Source organism: Bacillus sp. AF23 (assembly GCF_020861455.1).
GTDB classification, from domain to species: domain Bacteria; phylum Bacillota; class Bacilli; order Bacillales; family Bacillaceae; genus Bacillus; species Bacillus halotolerans.
In genome coordinates this window covers 508152-530939 of sequence record NZ_JAJHVY010000017.1, presented here as the reverse complement: position 1 = coordinate 530939, position 22788 = coordinate 508152, and the positions used below count along the sequence as shown (strand labels likewise).

Annotated in this window: 22 protein-coding genes and 3 pseudogenes; 20 read left to right on the top strand and 5 right to left on the bottom strand. The window is 41.3% G+C overall.

Annotation, left to right across the window (positions count from 1 at the left end; genetic code table 11):
* Nucleotides 1-14: 14 nt before the first annotated feature.
* The 9 genes and pseudogenes from LNN34_RS11650 (at nt 15) to LNN34_RS11610 (ending at nt 7155) form a co-directional block, all read left to right on the top strand.
* Nucleotides 15-681: pseudogene (locus LNN34_RS11650) on the top strand (HlyD family efflux transporter periplasmic adaptor subunit).
* A 40-nt stretch (nt 682-721) separates the two neighbouring features.
* Nucleotides 722-2326, top strand: coding sequence for an MFS transporter (locus LNN34_RS11645; protein ID WP_059293177.1), 1605 nt, complete (start codon nt 722-724; stop codon nt 2324-2326).
* Nucleotides 2327-2348: 22 nt separating this feature from the next.
* Complete coding sequence (locus LNN34_RS11640) at nt 2349-2879, top strand: NAD(P)H-dependent oxidoreductase (protein WP_044156653.1); 531 nt, start codon at nt 2349-2351, stop codon at nt 2877-2879.
* Between the two features lie 12 nt (nt 2880-2891).
* Entirely contained in the window at nt 2892-3266 is a 375-nt protein-coding gene (locus LNN34_RS11635; RefSeq protein WP_044156652.1) for a hypothetical protein, read from the top strand.
* Nucleotides 3267-3435: 169 nt separating this feature from the next.
* Nucleotides 3436-4215 (top strand): hypothetical protein, encoded by a 780-nt coding sequence (locus LNN34_RS11630; RefSeq protein WP_099042732.1) that lies wholly within the window; start codon nt 3436-3438, stop codon nt 4213-4215.
* A 5-nt stretch (nt 4216-4220) separates the two neighbouring features.
* Nucleotides 4221-4592, top strand: coding sequence for a GntR family transcriptional regulator (locus LNN34_RS11625; protein ID WP_069486289.1), 372 nt, complete (start codon nt 4221-4223; stop codon nt 4590-4592).
* Nucleotides 4589-5287: an ABC transporter ATP-binding protein gene (locus LNN34_RS11620; RefSeq protein WP_069486290.1), complete on the top strand. Its 699-nt coding sequence runs from the start codon at nt 4589-4591 to the stop codon at nt 5285-5287. Before LNN34_RS11625 ends, LNN34_RS11620 begins: the two co-directional genes overlap by 4 nt.
* A 16-nt stretch (nt 5288-5303) precedes the next feature.
* Nucleotides 5304-6221 (top strand): ABC transporter ATP-binding protein, encoded by a 918-nt coding sequence (locus LNN34_RS11615; RefSeq protein ID WP_229043440.1) that lies wholly within the window; start codon nt 5304-5306, stop codon nt 6219-6221.
* Complete coding sequence (locus LNN34_RS11610) at nt 6214-7155, top strand: ABC transporter permease (protein ID WP_044156646.1); 942 nt, start codon at nt 6214-6216, stop codon at nt 7153-7155. Before LNN34_RS11615 ends, LNN34_RS11610 begins: the two co-directional genes overlap by 8 nt.
* Before the next feature lie 91 nt (nt 7156-7246).
* On the opposite strand, the gene cspB is transcribed toward LNN34_RS11610, so the two are convergent.
* Nucleotides 7247-7450, bottom strand: a complete 204-nt coding sequence (gene cspB / locus LNN34_RS11605) for a cold shock-like protein CspB (protein WP_010333511.1) — start codon at nt 7448-7450, stop codon at nt 7247-7249.
* 444 nt (nt 7451-7894) lie between these two features.
* Here cspB and LNN34_RS11600 point away from each other — a divergent pair, with 444 nt between their 5' ends.
* Complete coding sequence (locus tag LNN34_RS11600; RefSeq protein WP_229043438.1) at nt 7895-8725, top strand: MetQ/NlpA family ABC transporter substrate-binding protein; 831 nt, start codon at nt 7895-7897, stop codon at nt 8723-8725.
* On the opposite strand, the gene LNN34_RS11595 is transcribed toward LNN34_RS11600, so the two are convergent.
* A complete protein-coding gene (locus LNN34_RS11595; RefSeq protein ID WP_229043436.1) occupies nt 8715-9806 on the bottom strand; it encodes a diguanylate cyclase in 1092 nt (363 codons plus the stop codon). The two genes, LNN34_RS11600 and LNN34_RS11595, sit on opposite strands and share 11 nt — an antisense overlap.
* 172 nt (nt 9807-9978) lie before the next feature.
* Here LNN34_RS11595 and LNN34_RS11590 point away from each other — a divergent pair, with 172 nt between their 5' ends.
* The 4 genes from LNN34_RS11590 (at nt 9979) to LNN34_RS11575 (ending at nt 14029) form a co-directional block, all read left to right on the top strand.
* The gene (locus LNN34_RS11590; RefSeq protein ID WP_199398353.1) at nt 9979-11370 is read left to right on the top strand and encodes an L-cystine transporter; all 1392 of its coding nucleotides are present in this window, start codon (nt 9979-9981) and stop codon (nt 11368-11370) included.
* A 335-nt stretch (nt 11371-11705) separates the two neighbouring features.
* Nucleotides 11706-13325: a ribonuclease YeeF family protein gene (locus tag LNN34_RS11585; RefSeq protein ID WP_229043434.1), complete on the top strand. Its 1620-nt coding sequence runs from the start codon at nt 11706-11708 to the stop codon at nt 13323-13325.
* 11 nt (nt 13326-13336) lie between these two features.
* Complete coding sequence (locus LNN34_RS11580) at nt 13337-13753, top strand: immunity 70 family protein (protein ID WP_229043432.1); 417 nt, start codon at nt 13337-13339, stop codon at nt 13751-13753.
* A gap of 96 nt (nt 13754-13849) precedes the next feature.
* Nucleotides 13850-14029: a hypothetical protein gene (locus LNN34_RS11575; protein ID WP_229043430.1), complete on the top strand. Its 180-nt coding sequence runs from the start codon at nt 13850-13852 to the stop codon at nt 14027-14029.
* 85 nt (nt 14030-14114) lie between these two features.
* Here LNN34_RS11575 and LNN34_RS11570 read toward each other — a convergent pair whose 3' ends face one another.
* Nucleotides 14115-14288: a hypothetical protein gene (locus LNN34_RS11570; RefSeq protein WP_169793539.1), complete on the bottom strand. Its 174-nt coding sequence runs from the start codon at nt 14286-14288 to the stop codon at nt 14115-14117.
* An 82-nt stretch (nt 14289-14370) separates the two neighbouring features.
* Between LNN34_RS11570 and LNN34_RS11565 the strand changes: the two genes are divergently transcribed.
* Together LNN34_RS11565 and LNN34_RS22095 are read left to right on the top strand one after the other, a co-directional pair.
* Nucleotides 14371-14994: a hypothetical protein gene (locus LNN34_RS11565; RefSeq protein WP_229043428.1), complete on the top strand. Its 624-nt coding sequence runs from the start codon at nt 14371-14373 to the stop codon at nt 14992-14994.
* A gap of 278 nt (nt 14995-15272) precedes the next feature.
* A pseudogene (locus LNN34_RS22095) lies at nt 15273-15383 on the top strand (hypothetical protein); the annotation flags it as partial.
* 259 nt (nt 15384-15642) lie between these two features.
* Here the strand turns inward: LNN34_RS22095 and LNN34_RS11560 are convergent.
* Nucleotides 15643-16083 carry a hypothetical protein gene (locus tag LNN34_RS11560; RefSeq protein WP_059293169.1) on the bottom strand — a complete coding sequence of 147 codons (441 nt, stop codon included), beginning with the start codon at nt 16081-16083 and terminating at the stop codon, nt 15643-15645.
* A 154-nt stretch (nt 16084-16237) separates the two neighbouring features.
* Between LNN34_RS11560 and LNN34_RS11555 the strand changes: the two genes are divergently transcribed.
* Together LNN34_RS11555 and LNN34_RS11550 are read left to right on the top strand one after the other, a co-directional pair.
* Nucleotides 16238-16807, top strand: coding sequence for a YhcN/YlaJ family sporulation lipoprotein (locus tag LNN34_RS11555; protein WP_024120703.1), 570 nt, complete (start codon nt 16238-16240; stop codon nt 16805-16807).
* Between the two features lie 121 nt (nt 16808-16928).
* Nucleotides 16929-17895: pseudogene (locus LNN34_RS11550) on the top strand (hypothetical protein).
* Here the strand turns inward: LNN34_RS11550 and LNN34_RS11545 are convergent.
* Nucleotides 17827-18474 (bottom strand): spore coat protein, encoded by a 648-nt coding sequence (locus LNN34_RS11545; RefSeq protein WP_024120704.1) that lies wholly within the window; start codon nt 18472-18474, stop codon nt 17827-17829. The pseudogene LNN34_RS11550 and the gene LNN34_RS11545 sit on opposite strands and share 69 nt — an antisense overlap.
* Nucleotides 18475-18618: 144 nt before the next feature.
* Here LNN34_RS11545 and LNN34_RS11540 point away from each other — a divergent pair, with 144 nt between their 5' ends.
* Together LNN34_RS11540 and srtA are read left to right on the top strand one after the other, a co-directional pair.
* Entirely contained in the window at nt 18619-22182 is a 3564-nt protein-coding gene (locus tag LNN34_RS11540) for a 5'-nucleotidase C-terminal domain-containing protein (RefSeq protein ID WP_416378570.1), read from the top strand.
* Complete coding sequence (gene srtA / locus LNN34_RS11535; protein ID WP_229043426.1) at nt 22179-22772, top strand: sortase SrtA; 594 nt, start codon at nt 22179-22181, stop codon at nt 22770-22772. Before LNN34_RS11540 ends, srtA begins: the two co-directional genes overlap by 4 nt.
* Nucleotides 22773-22788 lie beyond the last annotated feature (16 nt).

Here is a 22788-nt window from a genome sequence, read left to right as displayed (position 1 = left end):
CAGCTTTCCACAAAATGATAGAGGAAGAAACGAAAGGAGAAAAACAAAATGAACAGAGGACGTTTAATTCTGACCAACATTATCGGTTTGATTGTTGTTCTTGCAATTATAGGCGGAGGTGCTTACTACTATTATCAAAGCACAAACTACGTAAAAACAGATGAAGCAAAAGTAGCCGGCGATATGGCAGCTATCTCAGCTCCGGCAGCAGGTAAAGTATCCGACTGGGATCTTGAAGAAGGAAAAACAGTGAAAAAAGGCGACACAGTTGCAAAAATCAAAGGTGAACAAACTGTTGATGTGAAATCCATCATGGATGGAACAATTGTGAAAAACGAAGTGAAAAACGGACAAACCGTACAGGCTGGTACAACAATTGCGCAAACGATTGACATGGACAACCTGTACATCACAGCAAATATTAAAGAAACAGATATTGCGGATATTGAAGTAGGAAATAGTGTAGACGTAGTCGTTGACGGAGATCCTGATACAACTTTTGACGGTACTGTAGAAGAAATTGGCTATGCGACGAACTCAACTTTTGATATGCTTCCATCTACAAATTCAAGCGGAAACTACACAAAAGTAACGCAAAAAGTTCCTGTTAAAATTTCAATTAAAAACCCATCTGATAAGGTGCTTCCAGGTATGAATGCATCTGTTAAGATTTCTGAGTAAAACAGATCAGTCATCAAACCATGAAAGGAGGTTGTCTTAGATGGCTAGAGGCAAAGAAAAAAATACAAAAAGCCCTATGACATTGCTGATTGTGCTAATGGCGGGTTTGTTTTTGGCAATACTAAACCAAACATTGCTTAACGTCGCAATGCCGCACTTAATGACTGAATTTGGCGTAAGTGCAACGACGATTCAGTGGCTGACAACAGGTTACATGCTTGTTAACGGCGTATTGATTCCGTTATCTGCCTTCCTGATTACACGTTTTGGCCAACGGAGTCTCTTTCTCGTCGCCATGTTCTGTTTTACGCTCGGTACGTTAGTCTGCGGTATCGCACCTAACTTCTCTGTAATGCTGATCGGCCGTTTGATCCAGGCCGTGGGCGGAGGTATCTTGCAGCCGCTCGTTATGACAACCATTCTGTTAATCTTCCCGCCTGAAAGCAGGGGGAAAGGAATGGGGATTTTCGGACTTGCGATGATGTTTGCTCCAGCGGTCGGCCCGACTCTTTCTGGGTGGATTATTGAGCATTACACATGGCGCATTATGTTTTACGGACTTGTGCCGGTCGGCGCAATTGTTATCATCGTGGCTTTCTTCATCTTTAAGAATCTGGTGGAGCCGCAAAAAATCAAACTCGACACACTTGGAGCGATCCTCTCAATTGTCGGTTTCGCATCCTTATTATACGGAGTCAGTGAAGCGGGTTCTGACGGCTGGACCGACCCGGTTGTACTGTCTACAGTTATAATCGGCGTCATTGCAATTATTGCTTTTGTTGTTCAGCAATTGCGCCATGATGATCCGATGCTTGATTTCAGAGTGTTTAAATACGACATTTTCTCACTCTCAAGTGTTATTAATATCATTATTACAGTGGCACTTTACACTGGTATGTTCCTGTTACCGATCTATCTGCAAAACCTGGTCGGATTTACGGCGCTTCAATCCGGTCTGCTTCTGCTTCCAGGTGCGATCGTGATGCTGATCATGTCACCGATCTCTGGTATTTTGTTTGATAAATTCGGCCCGAGACCGCTTGCAATTATCGGTCTGGTCGTGACAGTGGTGACAACATTCCAATATACGCAATTGACCATCGATACACCGTATACACACATTATGCTTGTATACTCAATTCGCGCATTCGGTATGTCACTCTTAATGATGCCTGTCATGACAGCCGGGATGAACCAGCTTCCTGCCCGTCTGAACAGTCACGGAACGGCGATGAGCAACACGCTCCGCCAAATCAGCGGATCAATTGGAACAAGCTTAATTACGACGATTTATACAAACCGCACGACATTCCATTATTCACAAATTGCAGATAAAACAAGCACGGCGGACCCGAACTTCCTCCATGCGTTCCAAAATGCAGTTTCGAATATAATGGTGAATATGAATGTGCCTTATGAAACAGCGAAAACGTATGTTTACTCACATATTTATAAACACGCGACACTCGATTCAAACGTCATGGGGATTAATGACGCCTTTATGTGGGCGACATTATTCTGTGTGGCAGGTGTGATTCTCAGTCTTTTCCTGCGTGATGTCAGAAAAGATAAATTGCGTGCGGAGAAAAAGAAAAAAGAGGAGCTTTCATTGCTTCCGGCTCCAAAAGAAGTTAAGGAATCTTAAACTGTACAGGGAGGTTTCCTGAATGAAAATTTATGTAGTGTATGACAGTGAAGGCGAACATACAAAGGTATTGGCAGAAGCGATTGCTGAAGGCGCTCGGGAAAACGACGCGGCTGAAGTATTCATCGACCACGTAGATCAGGCGGATATCCGCCAGCTTAAAGACATGGACGCGATTATTTGGGGATGCCCCGGGCATTTCGGAACAATCAGTGCAGGTCTGAAAACTTGGATCGACAGACTCGGCTACTTATGGGCTGAAGGCGAGCTGATCAACAAAGTCGGCGCAGTATTCTGCACAACGGCAACAACACACGGCGGCTTGGAAATGACAATGCACAACTTAATCACGCCAATGTTCCACCAAGGGATGATTGTTGTCGGTCTGCCTGGCAATGTGCCTGAAAACGCGCTGTACGGTTCTTACTACGGAGCGGGCGTCACTTGCCCGGTAGACAGTGATGAGTTAATGTCTGAGGAAGGTATCCAGCTGGGCCGCGCATTAGGAAGACGCGTCAGCCAAGTCACAGGAAACTTAACAGCCGGACAGTAAGGAGAGGTTAAAATGGCCATTATTATAGCAATTATTGCTGCTGTCATTGTGATTGCGGGTCTTATCACGTATAACGTCCGCAACGCCTCTGCTGGACTCGAGAAGCGAGAATCAGCTGAAAAAATCGCCCCTCCAGAAGAGGAAGAAAACGAAGCACAATACCCTGCTGAAGCAAGGGCTGCTGAGCATGTCCCAGCCGTTGTAAAAACTGACTCTGAAAAAGAGAAAAGTGACTCAATTGGGGATGACTTCTACAGGCAGGCGCTTCAAAAGTTTAAGCATTCTGAGGAAGATCAGAAAGACAAAGAGGTCACTGAACAAAGTGACAAAATGCAGGACAGCAGTTATCGTGATGCGCTGCTCTCCATGAAAAATAAAAAGAAATAATATCAAAGGCAAATCCGTTTACTCATGGCGGGTTTGCTTTTTTTATGCTGTTTAAATGCATAAAACTTGGTTTTTTATAAAATAAATCCATGGAATATGTTGTATTTCAAAAAGTTCTAGTGTACTATTTGAGTCATACACTTCATGAGTGTTTTTAGGAGGAAAAACAATGAAACCGTTTTGGGGTTTAGTAAAAAAGGATTTGAGACTGTCAATAATGCGGTTTTTTGCATGTCTCGGTGCAGTCATACTTTTAGCTGCCGGAAGCTTTTTATTAGAACGATTGACTGAAGAACCTTTAGCTGCTTTTGGATGCTGGGTAATGCTTGCCATTTTTCAAGTGTTTTTAGCTCCTTTGCTGATTTACAATAGTCTTCGTGTAGAGGGGAAAAACCAGCTATGGTTATATAATCCGAACGGCGCAGCCGCGCTTTTACTCTCGAAACTGACTGCCGGTCTTGTCTATCAATTTATTTTTCAGTTTTTGATTTCAGTTTACGGAGTCTTTCTTTATCAATACCTTAACTCAAAAACGCTCATTGCTGATCAAGTTCCGCTTGCAGGCACTATACTGATCTTTAATCTTTATGGGCTGGTATTTACTGCTTATCTTTCCTGTGCGGTGATCCTGCTGTGGAATGTGTTTCATTCTTTAAAATCGAGTTCATCCCTCATCAGGCGGTTTCGCTGGTTCATTTGTATGTTACTGGGGATAGGGTGGTTTTATGCAGAGGACCATTTGATCATGCCTTGGCTGACACCGCTGGATAAACTGTATTATTTCACAACGTATGGAGATGTCGGTTTTACATACAAGGGATCGTTAGGGTGGAGCGTGGAATTAAACATCTTTCATCTTCCATATCCGTCTATTATTGTCATGCTGGTTTTGGCAGCTGTCTTTCTTTTTCTGGCTTCCAGGCTCCTGCAGCGAAAAGTTGAGGTGTAGAGAACATGAGACAAGACTTTCAATCCTCTAAACCGATTTATTTGCAAATTGCTGATCAAATCTTTTATAGGCTGGTCAGACAGGAGCTTGTTCCCGGAGACAAGCTGCCGTCTGTCAGAGAAATGGCAATTCAAACAAAAGTAAATCCGAATACGATTCAAAGAACCTACAGTGAAATGGAAAGGCTGGGAATTGTGGAGACAAGAAGAGGGCAAGGGACGTTTATCGCTGAAAAAGCTGAAATCGTGGATGAACTGAAAGAGAGGCTTACCCGTGAAGTGTTTGAAAGCTTTATTCATCAAATGGCAGAGCTGGGATTAACAAAAGAAGAAATGCTGGCAGGCATTAAAAAATACACGGAAGGAGGACAGGAATGAATATTGTATTTGACAATGTGTCTAAGAGATACGGCGGCCACACGGCGCTAAACAATATATCCTTCACTTTATATCCGGGAAAAATTTACGGTTTTTTGGGCTCGAATGGCAGCGGGAAATCGACAACCTTGAAATTAATCGCCGGATTGATGTTTCCTACTTCAGGTTCAGTGCAAGCGGGTGAACAGCCTGTAACAAGAGACATGATCAAGCAGACGGCTTATCTAACAGAGTTAGACATGTTTTATCCCGGATTTACGGTGAAAGATATGCTCGATTTTTACGAATCACAGTTCCCTGACTTTCAGATGGAAAAAGCCTATCAGCTGCTTGAGGAAATGCAGCTGAAGCCTAAAAAAAAGATAAAGCAGCTTTCCAAGGGGAATCGAGGCCGTCTTAAAATTGTGCTGGCACTATCAAGAAAAGCTTCCGTCATTCTGCTGGACGAGCCTTTTTCCGGTCTTGATCCAATGGTCAGGGATTCAATCGTAAACAGCCTCGTTTCTTATATTGATTTTGAGCAGCAGATCGTTGTCATTGCGACACATGAAATTGATGAAATTGAAATCCTGCTTGACGAGGTCATCGTGCTCGCCGACGGAGAAAAAATGGCGCAGCGTGATGTGGAAGAGATTCGCGAGCAGGAAGGTATGTCCGTGCTGCAATGGTTTAAAACGAATATGGAAGTTTACTAGAAAGAGGAGGAATTTGATGAAAACAGTATTGGAATTAAAAAATGTGACAAAAAACATCAGAGGCCGGACGATCATTGATCATCTGAGCTTTTCGATTCGCGAAGGCGAAGTATTTGGATTTCTGGGACCGAACGGAGCAGGGAAAACGACGACAATCAGAATGATGGTCGGTTTAATGAAGCTATCACAAGGCGATGTGCTCATTTGCGGCCAATCAATCACGAAAGATCATGCCAAGGCAATCAAACATATCGGGGCTATTGTAGAGAATCCAGAGCTGTATAAATTCTTAAGCGGATATAAAAATCTCCAGCAATACGCAAGGATGGTAAAGGGTGTCACGAAGGAAAAAATTGATGAAGTGGTAGAACTGGTAGGCCTCAAAGAAAGAATCCATGATAAAGTGAAAACCTACTCTCTGGGAATGAGACAGCGTCTCGGCTTGGCACAATGCCTTCTGCACGATCCGAAAGTGCTGATTTTGGATGAACCGACAAACGGCCTTGATCCGGCGGGAATCAGAGAAATCAGGGACCATTTAAAGAAGCTGACGCGAGAAAGAGGAATGTCTGTCATCGTATCAAGCCATCTGCTGTCAGAAATGGAACTGATGTGTGACCGAATTGCGATTATTCAAAAAGGAAAGCTTATCGACATTCAGAATGTAAGAGATGAAATAACTGATGAAAAGGATACATATTTCTTCCATGTGGAGCAGCCGAAGGAAGCTGCTGCGATTCTAAAAGAATATGATTCGGTAATCAAGACAAACGGTTTGGAAATCAAACTGGCTAAAGAGGACGTCCCTGCAGTCATTGAATTGCTGGTCATGCAGCAAATCCGTATTTATGAAGTCAAAGTGATTACAAAATCATTAGAGGACCGTTTCTTAGAAATCACAGGCGAAGCAAAAGAGGAGGTTCAACATGCTTAATTTGATTTATAATGAGTGGATCAAAATTTTCAGCCGTGTCGGAACATGGGTGATGATCGGAATTCTTGCTTTGACAATGATCGGGTGGGCATTTTTAACAAACCACTTTTCGACCGATGAAGCAAATCCGAAGTGGAAAGAAACGCTTCAAGCACAAAATGCTGATTTGAAGAAGGCAATGAAAGAAGATCCTTCCCTGAAAGGACAATATGAAGAAACGATCACAATCAATAACTATCGCATTGAACATAATATCCCGAGTGACACTGGATATACCGTTTGGTCTTATGTAACGGATTCTGCCGGTTTTACAATCCTTACTGGGCTGTTCACGATTATAATCGCAGCTGGCATCGTCGCAAACGAATTTAACTGGGGTACGGTTAAGCTGTTGATGATCCGGCCGCTCAGCCGTTTTCAAATTCTGCTTTCAAAATATATAACCGTTCTTTTATTTGGTTTCTTATTGCTGTTTATTTTATTTATGGGTTCAACTTTGCTGGGACTGGTCTTTTTCGGAACAGGCGGGGACACTGCCGCGAATGTTCATTTAATTTATAAGGACGGTCATGTATTGGAACAAAACATGCTGGGATATTTGGCCAAAACGTATCTCTCAGAATCTGTTGCGGCTTTAATGCTGGCTACGATGGCATTTATGCTGTCCGCAGTATTTAGAAACAGCTCTCTTGCTGTAGGGTTTTCCATCTTCTTATTGGTAACGGGCACGACAGCCACTGCATTTATAGCGATGAAGTTTGACTGGGCGAAGTATATTTTATTTGCCAATGTTAATCTGATGCAGTATGTAGAGGGAACACCGTTAGTGGAAGGGATGACAATGACTTTCTCTATTGTGATGCTGGCGATTTACTTTGTCGTCTTCCTGTTGCTTGCTTTCGGAATCTTTATGAAACGGGATATTGCGAACTAATGAAAAAAGCTGTTTTGCATAAGCAAAACAGCTTTTTCTTTAAAATAAAAACTGCAGGCTTGCACCTGCAGTTTTTATTATCAATTTATGCTTACGCTTCTTTAGTAACGTTAGCAGCTTGTGGTCCACGGTTTCCTTCAACGATTTCGAAAGAAACTGATTGGCCTTCTTCTAAAGTTTTGAAGCCTTCGCCTTGAATAGCAGAGAAATGAACGAATACATCGTCTTGACCTTCTACTTCGATGAATCCGAAACCTTTTTCAGAGTTGAACCATTTTACTTTACCTTCTAACATGAAATTTCCTCCTAAAGCGATCATAACGCTTAAATTCACTATTCTTGCTCTAAAACAAACTTCCAAGACGAAAACTCTTACAAAACTTTCTTCTTAAAGATAGTTCGAACAAAAATAATTACCTTTACTCTACCAGTAATTTTGAGAAAAAACAACTGTTAAACGAAACTTTTTTCGGAAAATAACATATTATTTTTCATTTTGATATTTATTTGCCGAAATGTATCTGTTTTTTCGATACATGATCATATGTTTGCAGGACTTTTTACTTTAATTTCTCTTTACGCAAAGGCAGGGTAATAGTAATTGACAACCCTATCTGATATGAGTAAGGTAAAGTTAACCAATGTTACAAATGACAACGTTTATCAACTAAGAGCGTCTGATTTTTATGTCTGATATTGCTTGCATGCTCTAATAAATAGATAGGAGTATGGTGTCACAATGAAAAAGTGGCTTGTATGCAGTTTTGTTCTTATTCTTTTCATTTCATTTACTGCATGCTCACCGTCAGCAGAACATGAAACGATAAAAATTGGAATTGCTGAGTCGGACGAAGCGATATGGAACTATATCGTAAAAAAGGCTGAAGCGGAAGGGCTTGATATTCAGCTGATTCCATTCTCTGATTATGCAGAATCAGATATTGCGCTGGCTAACAAAGAGATTGATGCCAATGCTATTCAATCCATTTCATATTTTCAGTCGTTTTCAAAGAAATACAAACATAAACTGGCGCCGCTCGGCACGACATACATAGCGCCTATGGGCATTTATTCAAAACGGTATCAGCGAATCAAAGATATTCCGCGCGGTGCTGTTGTTGCTGTCCCGGATGAAGCGCTCGATTTTGGGCGAGCCCTTACGCTGCTGCAGGAAGCGGGTTTGCTTACTTTGAAGAACGGATTTAACGGAACCGGTTCAATTGATGTGATAAAAGATAATCCGAAACACTTGAAATTGAAAACCGTACGCCAACAGGATGTATTGAGCGGAGCCGACGTGTTTGTGATGAAAACAGCCGCGGCAAAAAAAGCGGGGCTGAACCCGCAGAAGCATACATTAAAGGGCGCCAGGCAAACCGGGAAGGAAGATATGAATGTAATTGTTGTCAGAGCTGAGGACAGAGATCGCGAAACACTGCAAACCATCCTTGAACTCTATCAATCAGATGATACAGCGGCATTTATAGAGAAAGAGTATCAAGGGATGCTTGTTCCCGCTTTTTTGCCTTTACATCGTCTTTCAGATTGGAAGAATGAATTCAAAACATGAATTCATTCTTTTTTTCGGAAAACCATACTTTGTTTCGGCCGTTTTCTTTCGCTTTATACAGCATTTGATCAGCAAGAACCGGCAAGGTTTCCGGCTTATCTGTGTTTCGGGGGTAATGGGCTACTCCCAGTGAGGCCGTAACGGAAAGCTTTTCCCCGTTTGTTAATACAATCGGTGTATGACTAATCGAGTGCCTGATCCGTTCGGCGATTTGGAATGCTTTCTCGGGCGTGCAATTTGGCAAGAGGACGGCAAATTCTTCGCCGCCGATCCGTGCGGCAGGATCAGTGTTGCGGATATTTTGTTTTAGTCGGGATCCCAGCTCTTTTAGAACCTGATCCCCCTCATGATGGCCGTATTGATCATTAATCGTTTTAAAGTGATCGATATCCATATAAATAAGCGAAAATTGTAAAGATGGAGTGTGTGCAGCCTGCTGATACAGGTCTTTTGTGATTTCTTCAAACTTTCTGCGGTTATAAATACCTGTCAAAAAGTCAAAGTGCGCCTGGAACTTATACTGTTTAAATAAAAGATGTGCATTTGTTTCATGCTCGATAATATATAGGCTGAGCATGCCGCCGATAATTGAAATCAGCCAAAAGTAAAAGTGAAGCTTAAGTGAATGGATATCAACAAATACATAGAAGAAAAAGGAGATGAAACCATTTGAAATGATTAAAAGCAACAGAACGTGTTTCAGCTGAACCTTTTCTCTCCTTGATGCAATAAGTGACAGCACGGCAGCGATACAAATTGTAATCATGGAATACAGCGCTGATTCATTCAAGCTGATCAGCATGCGGCCTGCTGCGATTATTATCAGAGCTGTCGCTGTAGACACCCAGCCTCCATAAAGAGCGGTGATCATAATAGGGATATTTCTAAAATCTATGATTGAATGGTGATACGTCAAACCAAAATTCATAAGAATAACCCCGAGGAGACCGCAGGCAGTTCCTTTTATTAACTGAAAGGACAGGCGGTCTTTTTTATGTATTAACCTTTCTTTAAACAGGTGGGTGAACAGATAATTAAATGTGATTAAAATGGTCAAATTTACGAACAGTTCTTTCAGCAATATTATCACCCTTATATAAGTTACTAAAGAAAGGGGGTAATGAAAAGAACAAAAACGGTATTCATTGGGTTTTTTTATCAAAATATTGATGCTGGAATAATTCTTACTTGAACTATCGGAATTTGTGTAATATAGTATATAAGAAAAATTTTGAAGGGAGAGTTTGCCTCAATTGGAGACTTTGCTAGTCATTTTGCACGTATTTATTTTACTTTTACTCATTATTGGGCTATTTGCCATGCAGAAGAAACATGTTTCTTTTTCAAAACGTGTGTTTACTGCCCTGGGGCTGGGGATCGTTTTTGGATTTGCGCTTCAGCTGATATACGGTCCGACTTCAAACATTGTGGTTCAAACAGCCGACTGGTTTAATATTGTCGGGGGCGGATATGTCAAATTGCTTCAGATGATTGTCATGCCGCTTGTTTTTATTTCCATTCTAGGCGCTTTTACAAAGATGAAGCTGACAAAAAATCTCGGGAAAATCAGCGGTTTGATTATCGGGATTTTGGTTGCGACTACAGCGGTAGCCGCGGCGGTTGGTATTGCGTCCGCCCTTTCCTTTGATCTTCATGCGATTCAGGTTGATCAAGGAAATACAGAGCTTTCTAGAGGACAGGAGCTTGAACAGAAATCAGAGGAGATGACAGCGAAAACACTGCCGCAGCAAATGATTGAGCTGCTTCCTGGAAATCCGTTTTTGGATTTTACAGGGGCTAGACCGACATCAACTATCGGAGTCGTTATTTTTGCCGCTTTTCTGGGCATTGCATTTCTAGGTGTGAGACGGAAACAGCCGGAACAGGCTGAAACGTTCAAAAAATTGATTGATGCTGTTTACGCCATTGTCATGCGTGTTGTTACTCTCATCTTGAGACTGACGCCTTACGGTGTGCTGGCCATTATGACAAAAACGATTGCGACAAGTGATATTGACAGCATTTTGAAACTGGGTATGTTTGTCATTGCTTCATATGCCGCGTTAATTGTAATGTTTATCGTCCACTTGCTTCTCCTGACGATCAGCGGATTAAATCCGGTTGTTTATTTGAAAAAAGCGCTGCCTGTACTCGTGTTTGCATTTACGTCACGATCAAGCGCAGGCGCTTTGCCGCTGAATATTAAAACACAAAGAAGCTTGGGTGTCCCGGAAGGAATTGCGAATTTCGCCGGCTCGTTCGGGCTATCTATCGGCCAAAATGGCTGTGCCGGGATTTATCCGGCTATGCTGGCGATGATGATTGCCCCTACAATCGGTCAAAATCCGTTTGATCCGGCGTTTATTATCTCAGTGATCGCGGTTGTTGCCATCAGTTCGTTTGGTGTCGCCGGAGTTGGCGGCGGAGCTACATTCGCAGCGCTGCTCGTTTTATCAGCGTTAAATATGCCTGTCGCGCTCGCCGGTTTATTAATCTCTATCGAACCGTTGATTGACATGGGACGTACTGCGCTGAATGTCAGCGGAAGTATGACATCAGGCCTGATTACCAGCAAAGTTACGAAGGAAATAGATTCTGGTGTATTCCAAGATCGATCCAATGTGATCGAAGCGGAAGAAGCCTAGTCATATTAAAACGTGTAATCCCACGGGGGATTACCAGTTAAATTTCAATAAAAGACCCATGAATCCTCTAATATTAGGGTTTCGTGGGTTCTTTTTCTTTTTTGTGATTTATTTTTACTCCTGTTTACTCCACTTACTAAAAGTAATTAGAAATAAAGGGTCAGAAAGGATACCTTCCTGACCGTGATCAAGAAATACTTGAAGTAGCTTTCGGAATTTAAGAGATAAGTCGCAGGTCTAAACTATCATTTTAAGGGTTAATTCTTCATGACCACCCCTTCTTAATTTTCCCATGGTAATATTTTGATATTAAACTATTAAGAAAGGATATGGTCATGAAAGTATTTGAAGCGAAAACACTTCTTTCAGAATCAGAAAATCGAGCAAAAGAATACAAAGAATTAAAAAGTAAAATGGTCAGATTAAAGAAGGCCTTTAAAGCTGTTGCTGACTTAGATGATAGTGAGTTTTCAGGTAAAGGTGCAGATAATATCAAATCATTTTATGAGGATCAGGCCGGCATAGCTGATCAATGGATTGAACTGATTGAAATGAAAATTGCTTTTTTAACAAGTATTCCTGGTATCTTGGAAGATGCTAACTTATCTGATGCATACATAGAAGAATCCTTCTTAGAACATGAGTTGGTTAATGCTAATACTAAATCAAAGGCCATCATGTCTGAACAGAAAAAAGCGATTAAAGACATCTTAAATGATATACACGACATCCTTCCCCTAGATGTTATTTCAACAGAAGACTTTAAAGATAAATTATCTTCTGCAGATAAAGAACGAAAAAACACAGTCGAGAAAATAAGTGAAGTCGATGAAACTCTAACATCTGAATATGCTCTATCAGAAACCAATGAACAAATGATTCAGGCAGATTACCAAGCCTTGATTGGAGCAACTTCAAAAGGTAAAAGTGCTTCACCCATCTATTATGATGCTAAAGCTTATAGAGACAGTGAAGTTCACAAGATGGCTGAGGATGTAAAAAAACAATCAACTGATTATATCTCCTTTAAAGATCAGCAGGCTGAACAAAGAAGGATTGCAAAAGAACAGGAGGAGCTTGAAAATCGCCCATGGTACGAAAAGACGTGGGATGTTGTTTGTAATTTTACAGGAGAAGTCTCTGGATATTATGATTATAAAAGGGCTGCCGATGGAGTTGACCCTGTAACTGGTGAAAAGCTCACTGAGGGACAACGAGTAGCAGCTGGTGCAATGGCTGCTGCGGGTTATGTTCCTATTGTGGGATGGGCCGGTAAATTAGGGAAAGGTGTAAAAGCTGTTTATTCAACAGGAAAAGCTATCTCTAAAGCCGAAAAATCCCTCGAAGTATATAAAACACCTAAAACATTCTATGCTCTTCAAAACTCAAGTAAAGGGCTTTACGGACTTGCTTCGGCGAATGGCTTTAGTGAAGCTATAACCGGCCGAGATATGTTTGGGAATAAAATATCTGATGAACAACGACAGAATAGTCTTAATCAGGCTCTAGGTGTTCTTGGTGGATTTGGGCTGCGTGGTGTGAACAAAAAGTTAAATGCAACAAATCCTAGTGTTCCTAAAAGACCATCCTGGCGACAATCTGAAAAAGATGTTGGAAAAGATTATCCTAATTACAGTGAACAAAAGTCATTTATAAATGGCAAAGAGGTCCCTTATGGAAAGAAAGGAAGTTCCCGCCCAGACTTTTATAAAGATGAGCATAGTATAGAGGTTAAAAACTATAAGATTACTACGTCCAGTGGAAGAAGCAGATTAGTAAACAATGTTTCTAAACAAGTCGAAAAACGTCTGACTGACCTTCCGGGTAATACTAAACAAACAATAATCATAGATATTAGGGGACAATCAGTTTCTGAAGAAATAATGGACGATTTATATGATAAAATTATGAAAAAGACTAATGGGAAAGCAGATATTAAATTCAAAACCAATTAGAGGTGAACACGATGACTGTTGGGTTTAAGGTTAAATATTATTGGTATCAGGTTGGACATGGAGACTTCCTCCATTCATTTTTTTCAACTGTGAGCTATCATTTAGAAGAACACGGTTGGGGATCAAAATATCCGCATTTATTAAATGAACTTTATCAAGGAAAGCTTGAAACCAAAAACATTGAAGCTGCCCTTGAAGAATTAAAAGATATTAAAGAAAGACTGAAAGAATACAGTCCTTCACAAGTTATTTGGGATATTGAAGACATTAATAAACGCCCACCTTGGGGAGATAATATAAGCGAGGACATAACTGACTTATCAAATTATTTTGTTACGAGTGATGGAGAAGATTTTATAAGTCTTTTAAAGAGTGCCCTTGAAAAAGGTTTAAAAACGAAATCAGAAGTTCTTATTGATAGTATCTGAAACGGGGACTACACCAATTTCAGAAGGTGAGGTTTCTGCACAAGGTTGATTAAGCTGTATGAACACTTGCTTAGCAAACCAAGGGAGGACTCCCTATTGAGATTAAACATATATACAATTATTTTTATTATTCTTGCTGCAGCATCTAATTTAATTTCGATATTCATATTACATCAAGGTATTTTAGCATATGTTCTTGCTATTATCTTTTTATTAGCTGCTGGATATTCTACAAAATTCCCCTCTAAACCCAAAGATCAAAATAAACCAAATTGAAGCAATCTCCGTCCTCACGCATTGAACCTAACACGAAAAAAGCAGACCTTTAAAGGTCTGCTTTTTACATTTGATCTAAAAAGGATTACTTTTCTGAAGAGCTACCAAAAGTAATTCTTAAAACAATGCCCATAATAATAATCGCAATTAGTCCAATAATATTAACTATTGTTGAAATGGATTCATTATCTACGAAAATATTAATAATAAATGAGCCTGCAACAATCAATAGTATCAAAAAATACAAACTTTTTTTCATAAACATCCTCCTATTTTTTAAAAAATATGTTATTATTTTCACGGAAAATAATTCTATAAAAATATTGTAAAGGAGTTTTATCGTGAAGAAAAGCATTAAACAATTGGTCATTGTAATCTGTTTCTCTCTAATTTTCACCGCTATTACAATACCAATAGCTAACGCAAAAGAAAATTCTAATGATGTTTCTGCTGAGCAAGTTAATATAGAAGCTCAGAACATGAAAAGAACTCTCGAACCTCTATTAGAATTAATTGATCAAATGCCAGAGGATGTTGCTGAGCAAGGAATAAACTCCGGTGTTGAATGGTTAAACGTACATAAAGGTAACGAATTTGAAGGTTATGAATTTGTTGCTGATGGAGAAAACCTAACTGCTGTTAAAACCGTACAGGAAAGTATAGGACCATTCATAGTATTGAATACATGGAGTTGCATTTCTAGTGCTGCTAAAGCTATAGCAGTAAATGCTATCCCATGGGCAAAGATCTTAAAAGTTAAAAAAGCCGCAAAATTAATGGGCGGACTAAATTCTATGACAAAAACAATTATCAGAGCTTATAAACATCAAAGAAACCTAGGACTTTCTAGAACAAATGCTATTAAAAAAGCCGTAAAAGTATCTACTAAAGCACTACCAGGTGAAACTCAAAAAGCCGTACTAGAATTCTTTAGTTTAGGTGACGTTGTTAATAATTGTTTCTAATTGTTTTAAAAACAGAAATACAAGCAGGGTAAATACCTGCTTGTATTATTTGATTATGTAATTTTAATTCCCAGGTGCCAATAAGCCATTACCTCAAATGCACCATTTGCAGCCTCGTCATCTTCTTCCTCAATCTAACCAGATCGCTGTCTTCCACATCACTAAGATTTAGCTCTTTATGTATCTCTTTCAAAATGCTGCCATAACCGATCAATCTCCTAGAAGCCAGTGCATCATCCAAATAAAATATTGGTATTTTTTCATCGGACCGAAACAGGATTTCCAACGCTTATTATATGTTGAGTGTTGAAGCAAGAAACAAAATTAAAAAAGGAGAGATTATTAATGAAACTCAGTCGAGGTATATTGGTAATAGCGGTGTTAAATAGTGTTCTGTCCTTTTCAACTTTTGAAGTGGGAACTAATAATGAAATGATAAAGATTGCTTCGGATAGAGCAGCATAAATGAAAAAATCCTTCTTTCGTTCAATATTGAACGAAAGAAGGATTTTTTTATGTTCACCAATTGTACTCCAAAATAGGTGAAAAAATATAAAAAACAAAAAAATTGAAAGCAAAAAACGTCTAAAAAGCCAATATAATTAACCATTTGAACCCTTATGCAATCCCATCTGGATTACACGTTTTTTAACGGCCGGGTTCTAAGTCTTCCAGCATTCCCATTACAGTGTTGTCATCCATTACATTCATTGCGCTTTGTTCGAAATGGATTGGCTCTGCATATTGCTGCTGTCTTTTTCTGGCTGTTGTTGTGTCCGTTTGACGATTTTGCTTAGACTGAGACTGATGCTGTTGAGGTTGGCTTTGCTGTTGGCCTGCATGCTGATGCTGCCGGCCATTTTGCTGACGATTTTGAGATTGATCTTGATTATTTCCGCCAAACGCCTGTTTCATCATACCTCCAACATTAGAAAGATCCAACGACTTATTTTGAGCATTCCGGTTGTTCATTTGACCTGTAATAAACCCGCTGATTTTTTGCCGGATCTGCGGGGATAAAGCAGCAACAAGCACAGTTGAACCGATAACTAAGGCTGTAGGACTGATTCCTTTTCGCTGATTGAACAACGTGATCCCTCCTTTATAAGTGTATTGATATTTTCCCCTCTGATTAGACAAATTAACCGTTTTATTTCCCGGGAAAGCATTTCCGCTATTTTTTCATGCATATTTAGAGCCAATTAGAAAAACCTATAAGTAAAGTGATAAAGGAGGAATTCACATGCTTGGAAAAAAACAAGTCCTTGCGTCCATGCTTCTTATCCCTTTGCTTATGACTGGCTGCAGTATGGCCAATCAGGGTGAGGGCAGACGTGATAATGCAGAGCCTGAAAATGTTAACTACCGCAATCCGGCAAATGATAATGGCACAAGAAATATCAACAATGCAAATGATAGCCGTGACAACGTTGACAATAATATGACGAATAATGGTAATGACAATAACGGTAATGATAACCGTAAGTTGGAAGTTGCTGATGATGCAGCCGATAAAATTACCGATATGAAAGAAGTTAAACACGCGAATGTGATTGTTGCCGGAAATCAAGCGTATGTTGCAGTTGTATTAACAAATGGGAAAAAAGAAGTTGGAAAAGATCTGAAAAAGAAAATTTCCGATAAAGTAAGAGACACTGATAAGAACATGGACAATGTTTATGTCTCTGCAAATCCAGACTTTGTTGATCGGATGCAGGGGTATGGCGAACGGATTCAAAATGGTGATCCGATTGCAGGATTCTTTGATGAATTCAGTCAAACAGTACAACGTGTCTTTCCGCAAGCTGAATAACAGATAAAAAGCCGCATAACTTGTGCGGCTTTTTTCTTTGCAGAAATGACACGCTGTGAACTAAGGCTGCATAGAGTAAAAATAAAAGGTACAAGACGGACCGGCTCAGGGAGGGAGACGTTTGCAGGGTGGCATAGGAAAGCGTGCGGCATCCGCTCTATTCCTGTGCGGAGTCCTTGTGATGCTGGCCGTAAGCTCGGCCATCGTATCAAGCACGATGTATATTCTGTCTTTGCCAGGGCAGACATCTGGGATAACGAAAGAACAAGTGACGAAGCACATGAAGAAAGAGTCATTTAAACAGGCCGATGTTTATTACACTTCTAAGGAAAAATCCTTACTGCCATTAACGAAAGAAACGCTAGAATATGCGGTGAGTATTAATCAGGTCATGCTTGACTATTCGAATCATAAGCCTATTGATATTATTTTTTTTCCTAATGAAAAACAGATGGAGGCTTATTCCGGTTTATTGGATGTTGTCGGCTTTTATTCTGAGCGGGAGCAGCTGATCGGATTATTGCCTGAAGAGAAAAAGCAGCTTTTAGAAGGTGATGATGTAGCGGTTTATCTGTATCAGAGATTATTGATTCATGAGTACACACACCATGCGTTTCATCAGAAATTACGGGAGCTCGAAGCAGATCCTGATGAGTTCCCCTTATGGTTCCATGAAGGATTAAGCGAGTGGATCGCGAACTATGAATTGCTCATAGATCCAATCACGTTTACTGTCGTGCCGTTTGACCGTTTGCAGACAGATCAGAACTGGCAGGAAGCTCGATCGGAATATGAAACCGATGTTTATTTGCAAAGCTTTTATATGATCAATGAGCTGACGGAAACATACGGGAAAGACATTATTTTGGAGATTATAAAGGAAACAGCGAAAAAAGGGGATTTTAAAAAAGGGTTTAAAGCGGCGACGCAGGATAGTCTTTATCAATTTGAAAAAGATTTTACCAGAAGGTTTGAAGAAAATGCGGCATTGGATAGTTTCTATCCAATGCCTTTTTTATTTAATGAAGTCCCTGCTGGCCCATACCGCCTTGAGTCGGAGGCATTTGTCCTTGTGCAGGGGCAAATGAATTTCTCAGTTGTTCCATATCCTGCGCGTCAAGCTGCGGAACCTGGTAATAACCATGTTTGTTTTGGTAAAGGAAAATCTCAAAAGCCATTTCGACATACTGCTGAATTTGCGCAGACAGTACACGTCTTACGGCCGGATTTGTCATTTCTAGAGAAGCCATCGTGAGCATAGATGCCTGTGCCTTAACAGCGCAAAGCATTTGGCGGCTGATGATGCTGTCATCAATGTCATTCATGGATTGAACAGGTTTCTTAGGCTGTGCCGGCTGCATACCGTAAACAGTCTGGTTGTCTTCTTTCATCATATAAGTTGCCGTTTTTTGTGAAGGCTCGCTTCCTGTTTTGAAGCACTCTGCCGTTAAGTTATATTGAGATGTAATGAATTGATATTGACGGTCAAGGATGTTTAATAATTCCTGATCCTTACAGAATTGTCTCAGCATCATAAACTGATCTAGCACAGTAAGCGTTCCGGAAAGCACCTCGTGCATATCAAACATTTCATGCCCGCCGTGATTTTGATGCGGTTTGCCTGGTATCCCTTTATTCTGTGATTGCTGCTGAAATTGCTGATCCAAACCGAATTCCTCCTTTTTTTTCAGATCAGCTGTATTTTGTGCTTGTCTGCGGTGTTTTATGCAGCGCCTGACAGGATTTATATGCTGATTGTCGAAGTGATTAGCAAATAAACGAATTATGCAAGATGTAAGGGAGGAAAACTGATGAGGCGTTTTTTGCATGTTGTTTTAATCATACTTTTCATTTTCTTGAATGTCATGTCCGCTTATGAAGCTGTAAGAGCTGCTGAGCCAGAACCAATATCGGTTGAAAAAGCGATACAGCAAAAAGAGGGGCAAGCTCTTGTCGAAGGATATACAATCGGCCAAGCCGTTTCACCTCAGCATTACAATCTGACAAGCCCTTTTTCAAATGATTATAACATTGCTATAGCGGACAGCAAAAACGAGACATCACCCGATCACATTCTTCCCGTGCAAATCCCCTCCGCGTTTAGAAGCCAATTCGGACTGCAAACGAACCCGCTGCTTCTTGGGAAAAAGATAGCTGTTCAAGGCGAGCTTGAACATTATTTTAATACGACAGGTCTTAAGAAGGTTCAGTCAATAATCTTAAAGGATGACGCTGAATCTCCGCCGGCAGCACAGCCGATTACAATACAGGAAGCGCGCGGCCGAATGAATGAACATGTCACGATTAAAGGCGTTGTTACTGCCGATCAGAGCGCAATCGGAGGCGGAAAGCTGTCGACCTTTATGCAGGATGACACAGGCGGCATCAACATTTATTCGGCAGCGCCAGAGAATTTCCCTGAGTTAAAAGAAGGAATGGACATTACGGTGACAGGGAAAATAACGACTTACCAAGGGCTTACTGAAATAGTTCCGGATACATCTGGCATCCGTATTACCCAATCAAATCAGCCTCTCCCTGTCCCTGAATTTTCAACGATCAATGAACTGGTCAATGGCAGCTTGGGTGATCAATATGAAGGGCGTCTTGTAACGGTCAAAGCTTATATTTCTTCCATACCAAATTCTCAAGCAGGCGGCGGTTACAATGTTACGATGATTGATAATGATCATCATGCAATGACACTGCGTGTTATGAGTGAGACAGGTATCATTGATGAACTGACTGAGGAAAAATGGTATGAAATCACTGGCGTTTTGAGCAGATATCAATCCTTTCAGCTTCTTCCGCGAAAATCAGCAGACATGAAGCTGCTTCAGAAGCAGCCTGCCCCGCCGTCTTCAGAAGGCGAATATGAAACTGTGGTTGATCGCGTTGTAGACGGTGATACCATTCATGTCAAAAAACCGATACTTGGCACGGCAAAAATCCGTTTTGTAAATGTAGACACGCCAGAAACGTACCATACACCTAAAAATGAAGCGGATGAAAATCAATTAAGATTTGGAAAGAAAGCCTCTGACTATTTAAAAACGGTTTTGTCTCCAGGAGATCACATTACTGTAAAAGTCGGCAGCGAAGCCAAGGACAGCTATGGCAGACTTCTTGGACAGGTTGTGACTGAGACAGGGGCAAATGTAAATTTAGAACTCGTGAAAAATGGCTATGCTCCAACATATTTTATTTGGCCTGTTGAAAATGAAGAGGATTATCAGGAATTTCAGGCCGCAGCCGCCAATGCTAAAAAAGAGCAAAAAGGCATTTGGGATGAAGCGGATCCTCTTATGGAAATGCCGTTTGAATTTAGAGCCAGAGACCAGGGGAAAGGGCTGACAAGGTATGTGGGAGACTCATCAAACAAGACCTATGTTTCGCCAGCAGACTGGAAGCAGGTGGCTGTGGAAAACAGGATCTTTTTTTCTTCAGCAGCTGAAGCAGAGAGTGCCGGTTACAAGAAAAAGCAAACCTCCCAAGAAAATATACCGCTTAGGATGTTAAGCATGAACGATTTACATGGGAAAATCGATCAGCAATACGAGCTTGATCTTGATGGAGACGGCACTCCAGATGGCACATTCGGACGCATGGACTATGCAGCTGCCTATTTGAAAGAAAAAAAGGCGGAAAAGAAAAACACGCTCACTGTGCACGCCGGGGATATGATCGGGGGAAGTTCGCCCGTATCATCTCTTCTTCAAGATGAACCAACTGTGGAACTGATGGAGGATATCGGATTTGATGTCGGAACTGTGGGCAATCACGAGTTCGATGAAGGTACGGATGAACTCATGAGAATGTTAAAAGGGGGAGATCACCCGAAAGGCACTAGCGGCTATGACGGACAAAACTTTCCCCTTGTGTGCGCCAATTGTAAAATGAAGTCTACCGGAGAACCCTTTTTGCCGGCTTATGATGTTATAAACGTAGAGGGCATACCCGTTGCTTTTATTGGGGTTGTCACACAGTCGGCGGCAGGAATGGTCATGCCTGACGGAATAAAGGATATTGAGTTTACCGATGAAGTACAAGCGGTAAATGACGCTGCCGAAGAGCTGAAGAAAAAAGGCATCAGGGCCATTGCAGTGCTCGCGCATATGTCTGCCGAACAAAACGGCACCACGTTCACAGGTGAATCCGCTGACCTTGCAAACAAATCAGATTCTGAAATAGACATCATTTTTGCAGCGCATAACCATAAGGTCGTCAATGGTGAAGTGAACGGCAAGCTGATCGTTCAGGCGTTTGAATACGGAAAAGCGATAGGTGTCGTTGATCTGGAAATTAATAAACAGACAAAAGACATCGTCAAAAAGTCGGCTGAAATCGAATACGTCGATCAAAGCAAGAAAAAACCTGATGCCAGCGCCTCAGTTATTTTAGATAAGTATCAGGCCCTTGCTGAACCGATTATCAGCGAAGTCGTCGGTGAAGCGGCTGTTGATATGGAAGGCGGTTATTCTAATGATGGCGACACACCTCTTGGGAATTTAATTGCTGATGGCATGAGAGCGGCGATGAAAACGGATTTTGCGCTAATGAATGGCGGCGGGATACGGGAAGGACTGAATAAAGGCCCAATTACATGGGGAGACCTTTATAACATTCAGCCGTTTGGAAATGTGCTGACGAAGCTTGAGATTAAAGGAAAAGATTTGCGCGAGATCATCAATGCGCAAATCTCACCGGTTTTCGGCCCTGACTACAGCATAAGCGGGTTTACGTATACGTGGGATACAGAAACAGGCAAAGCGGTTGATATAAAGATGGCAGATGGAACCGAAATCCAGCCGGATGCTACATACACTTTAACCGTCAATAATTTTATGGCGACGGCGACAGGAGCCAAATACCAGCCAATCGGATTGCTTGGGAAACATGCTGTTACAGGACCTGAGGATTTAGAAGCGACTGTAGAGTATGTCAAAAGCTTTGATAAGCCGATTTCATATACGAAAGAAGGCAGAATTAAACTGGCTGAAGACAGTCATGCTGAAGACCCAGTCACTGAAGACCCGGCAGACAGTCCGGGAACAGACGATCCGGGAAAGGCAAATCCGACACCTGGCGAAGAACAGCCTGATCTAAGAGAGGCTCCGGTTACAGCTCCGGTCTATCAGCTGCCGCCTGCAGTCATTTCGACTTTTGAAGAATTAACAGAGACCAAACAGCCTGCCACTGCCGCCGGCCGTATCAACACACTGCCTTTGCATAAAGAAAGGGAGGGAAGCGGTTCTGATCATAAGCTTCCGGATACGTCAGCAGGATACTACAACTTTATTGTGATCGGCGCAGCGGTCTCACTGTCCGGAACGTATTTATATATCAGAAGGAAAAGGAGTGCTGCTACGACGTGAAAAAATATATTCCTCTTGTGATCATTATGATCGGTCTTGTGATCACAGGCTACGGGGGCTTCAAACTGATTGATACCAGCATGAAAACAGAGCAGACATTAAAAGAAGCAAAAAAGGCGGCTGAACAGCCGCGGGCCATTGCAGGCACGAAGAAAAACGATAATCAAGCCGAGAAAAAATCATCGTTTAAGCCGAAGACCGGCCAAGCAAGCGGCATACTGGAAATACCGAAAATCAATGCGGAGCTTCCGATCGTGGAAGGGACCGATGCGGATGATTTAGAAAAGGGTGTGGGGCATTACAAGGACAGCTATTATCCAGATGAAAACGGGCAAATTGTACTGTCAGGACATCGGGACACCGTGTTTCGCCGGACAGGAGAGCTTGAAAAAGGTGATCGGCTCAACATCATCCTTTCATATGGTGATTTCACATATGAAATTGACAAAACAAAAATCGTGGACAAGGATGATACCTCCATTATTACGCTGCAGCACGAAAAGGAAGAGCTCATTCTGACCACCTGCTACCCTTTTTCATACGTCGGGAATGCCCCGAAACGTTATATTATTTACGGAAAACGTATTTAAAGCCGCAGGACAATCC

Excerpts from the sequence above, each read along its gene's own strand:
- LNN34_RS11645 (WP_059293177.1), top strand. The coding sequence starts at position 722 with ATGGCTAGAGGCAAAGAAAAAAATACAAAAAGCCCTATGACATTGCTG.
- LNN34_RS11640 (WP_044156653.1), top strand. The coding sequence starts at position 2,349 with ATGAAAATTTATGTAGTGTATGACAGTGAAGGCGAACATACAAAGGTA.
- LNN34_RS11635 (WP_044156652.1), top strand. The coding sequence starts at position 2,892 with ATGGCCATTATTATAGCAATTATTGCTGCTGTCATTGTGATTGCGGGT.
- LNN34_RS11630 (WP_099042732.1), top strand. The coding sequence starts at position 3,436 with ATGAAACCGTTTTGGGGTTTAGTAAAAAAGGATTTGAGACTGTCAATA.
- LNN34_RS11625 (WP_069486289.1), top strand. The coding sequence starts at position 4,221 with ATGAGACAAGACTTTCAATCCTCTAAACCGATTTATTTGCAAATTGCT.
- LNN34_RS11620 (WP_069486290.1), top strand. The coding sequence starts at position 4,589 with ATGAATATTGTATTTGACAATGTGTCTAAGAGATACGGCGGCCACACG.
- LNN34_RS11615 (WP_229043440.1), top strand. The coding sequence starts at position 5,304 with ATGAAAACAGTATTGGAATTAAAAAATGTGACAAAAAACATCAGAGGC.
- LNN34_RS11610 (WP_044156646.1), top strand. The coding sequence starts at position 6,214 with ATGCTTAATTTGATTTATAATGAGTGGATCAAAATTTTCAGCCGTGTC.
- cspB (WP_010333511.1), bottom strand. The coding sequence starts at position 7,450 with ATGTTAGAAGGTAAAGTAAAATGGTTCAACTCTGAAAAAGGTTTCGGA.
- LNN34_RS11600 (WP_229043438.1), top strand. The coding sequence starts at position 7,895 with ATGAAAAAGTGGCTTGTATGCAGTTTTGTTCTTATTCTTTTCATTTCA.
- LNN34_RS11585 (WP_229043434.1), top strand. The coding sequence starts at position 11,706 with ATGAAAGTATTTGAAGCGAAAACACTTCTTTCAGAATCAGAAAATCGA.
- LNN34_RS11580 (WP_229043432.1), top strand. The coding sequence starts at position 13,337 with ATGACTGTTGGGTTTAAGGTTAAATATTATTGGTATCAGGTTGGACAT.
- LNN34_RS11570 (WP_169793539.1), bottom strand. The coding sequence starts at position 14,288 with ATGAAAAAAAGTTTGTATTTTTTGATACTATTGATTGTTGCAGGCTCA.
- LNN34_RS11555 (WP_024120703.1), top strand. The coding sequence starts at position 16,238 with ATGCTTGGAAAAAAACAAGTCCTTGCGTCCATGCTTCTTATCCCTTTG.
- LNN34_RS11540 (WP_416378570.1), top strand. The coding sequence starts at position 18,619 with ATGAGGCGTTTTTTGCATGTTGTTTTAATCATACTTTTCATTTTCTTG.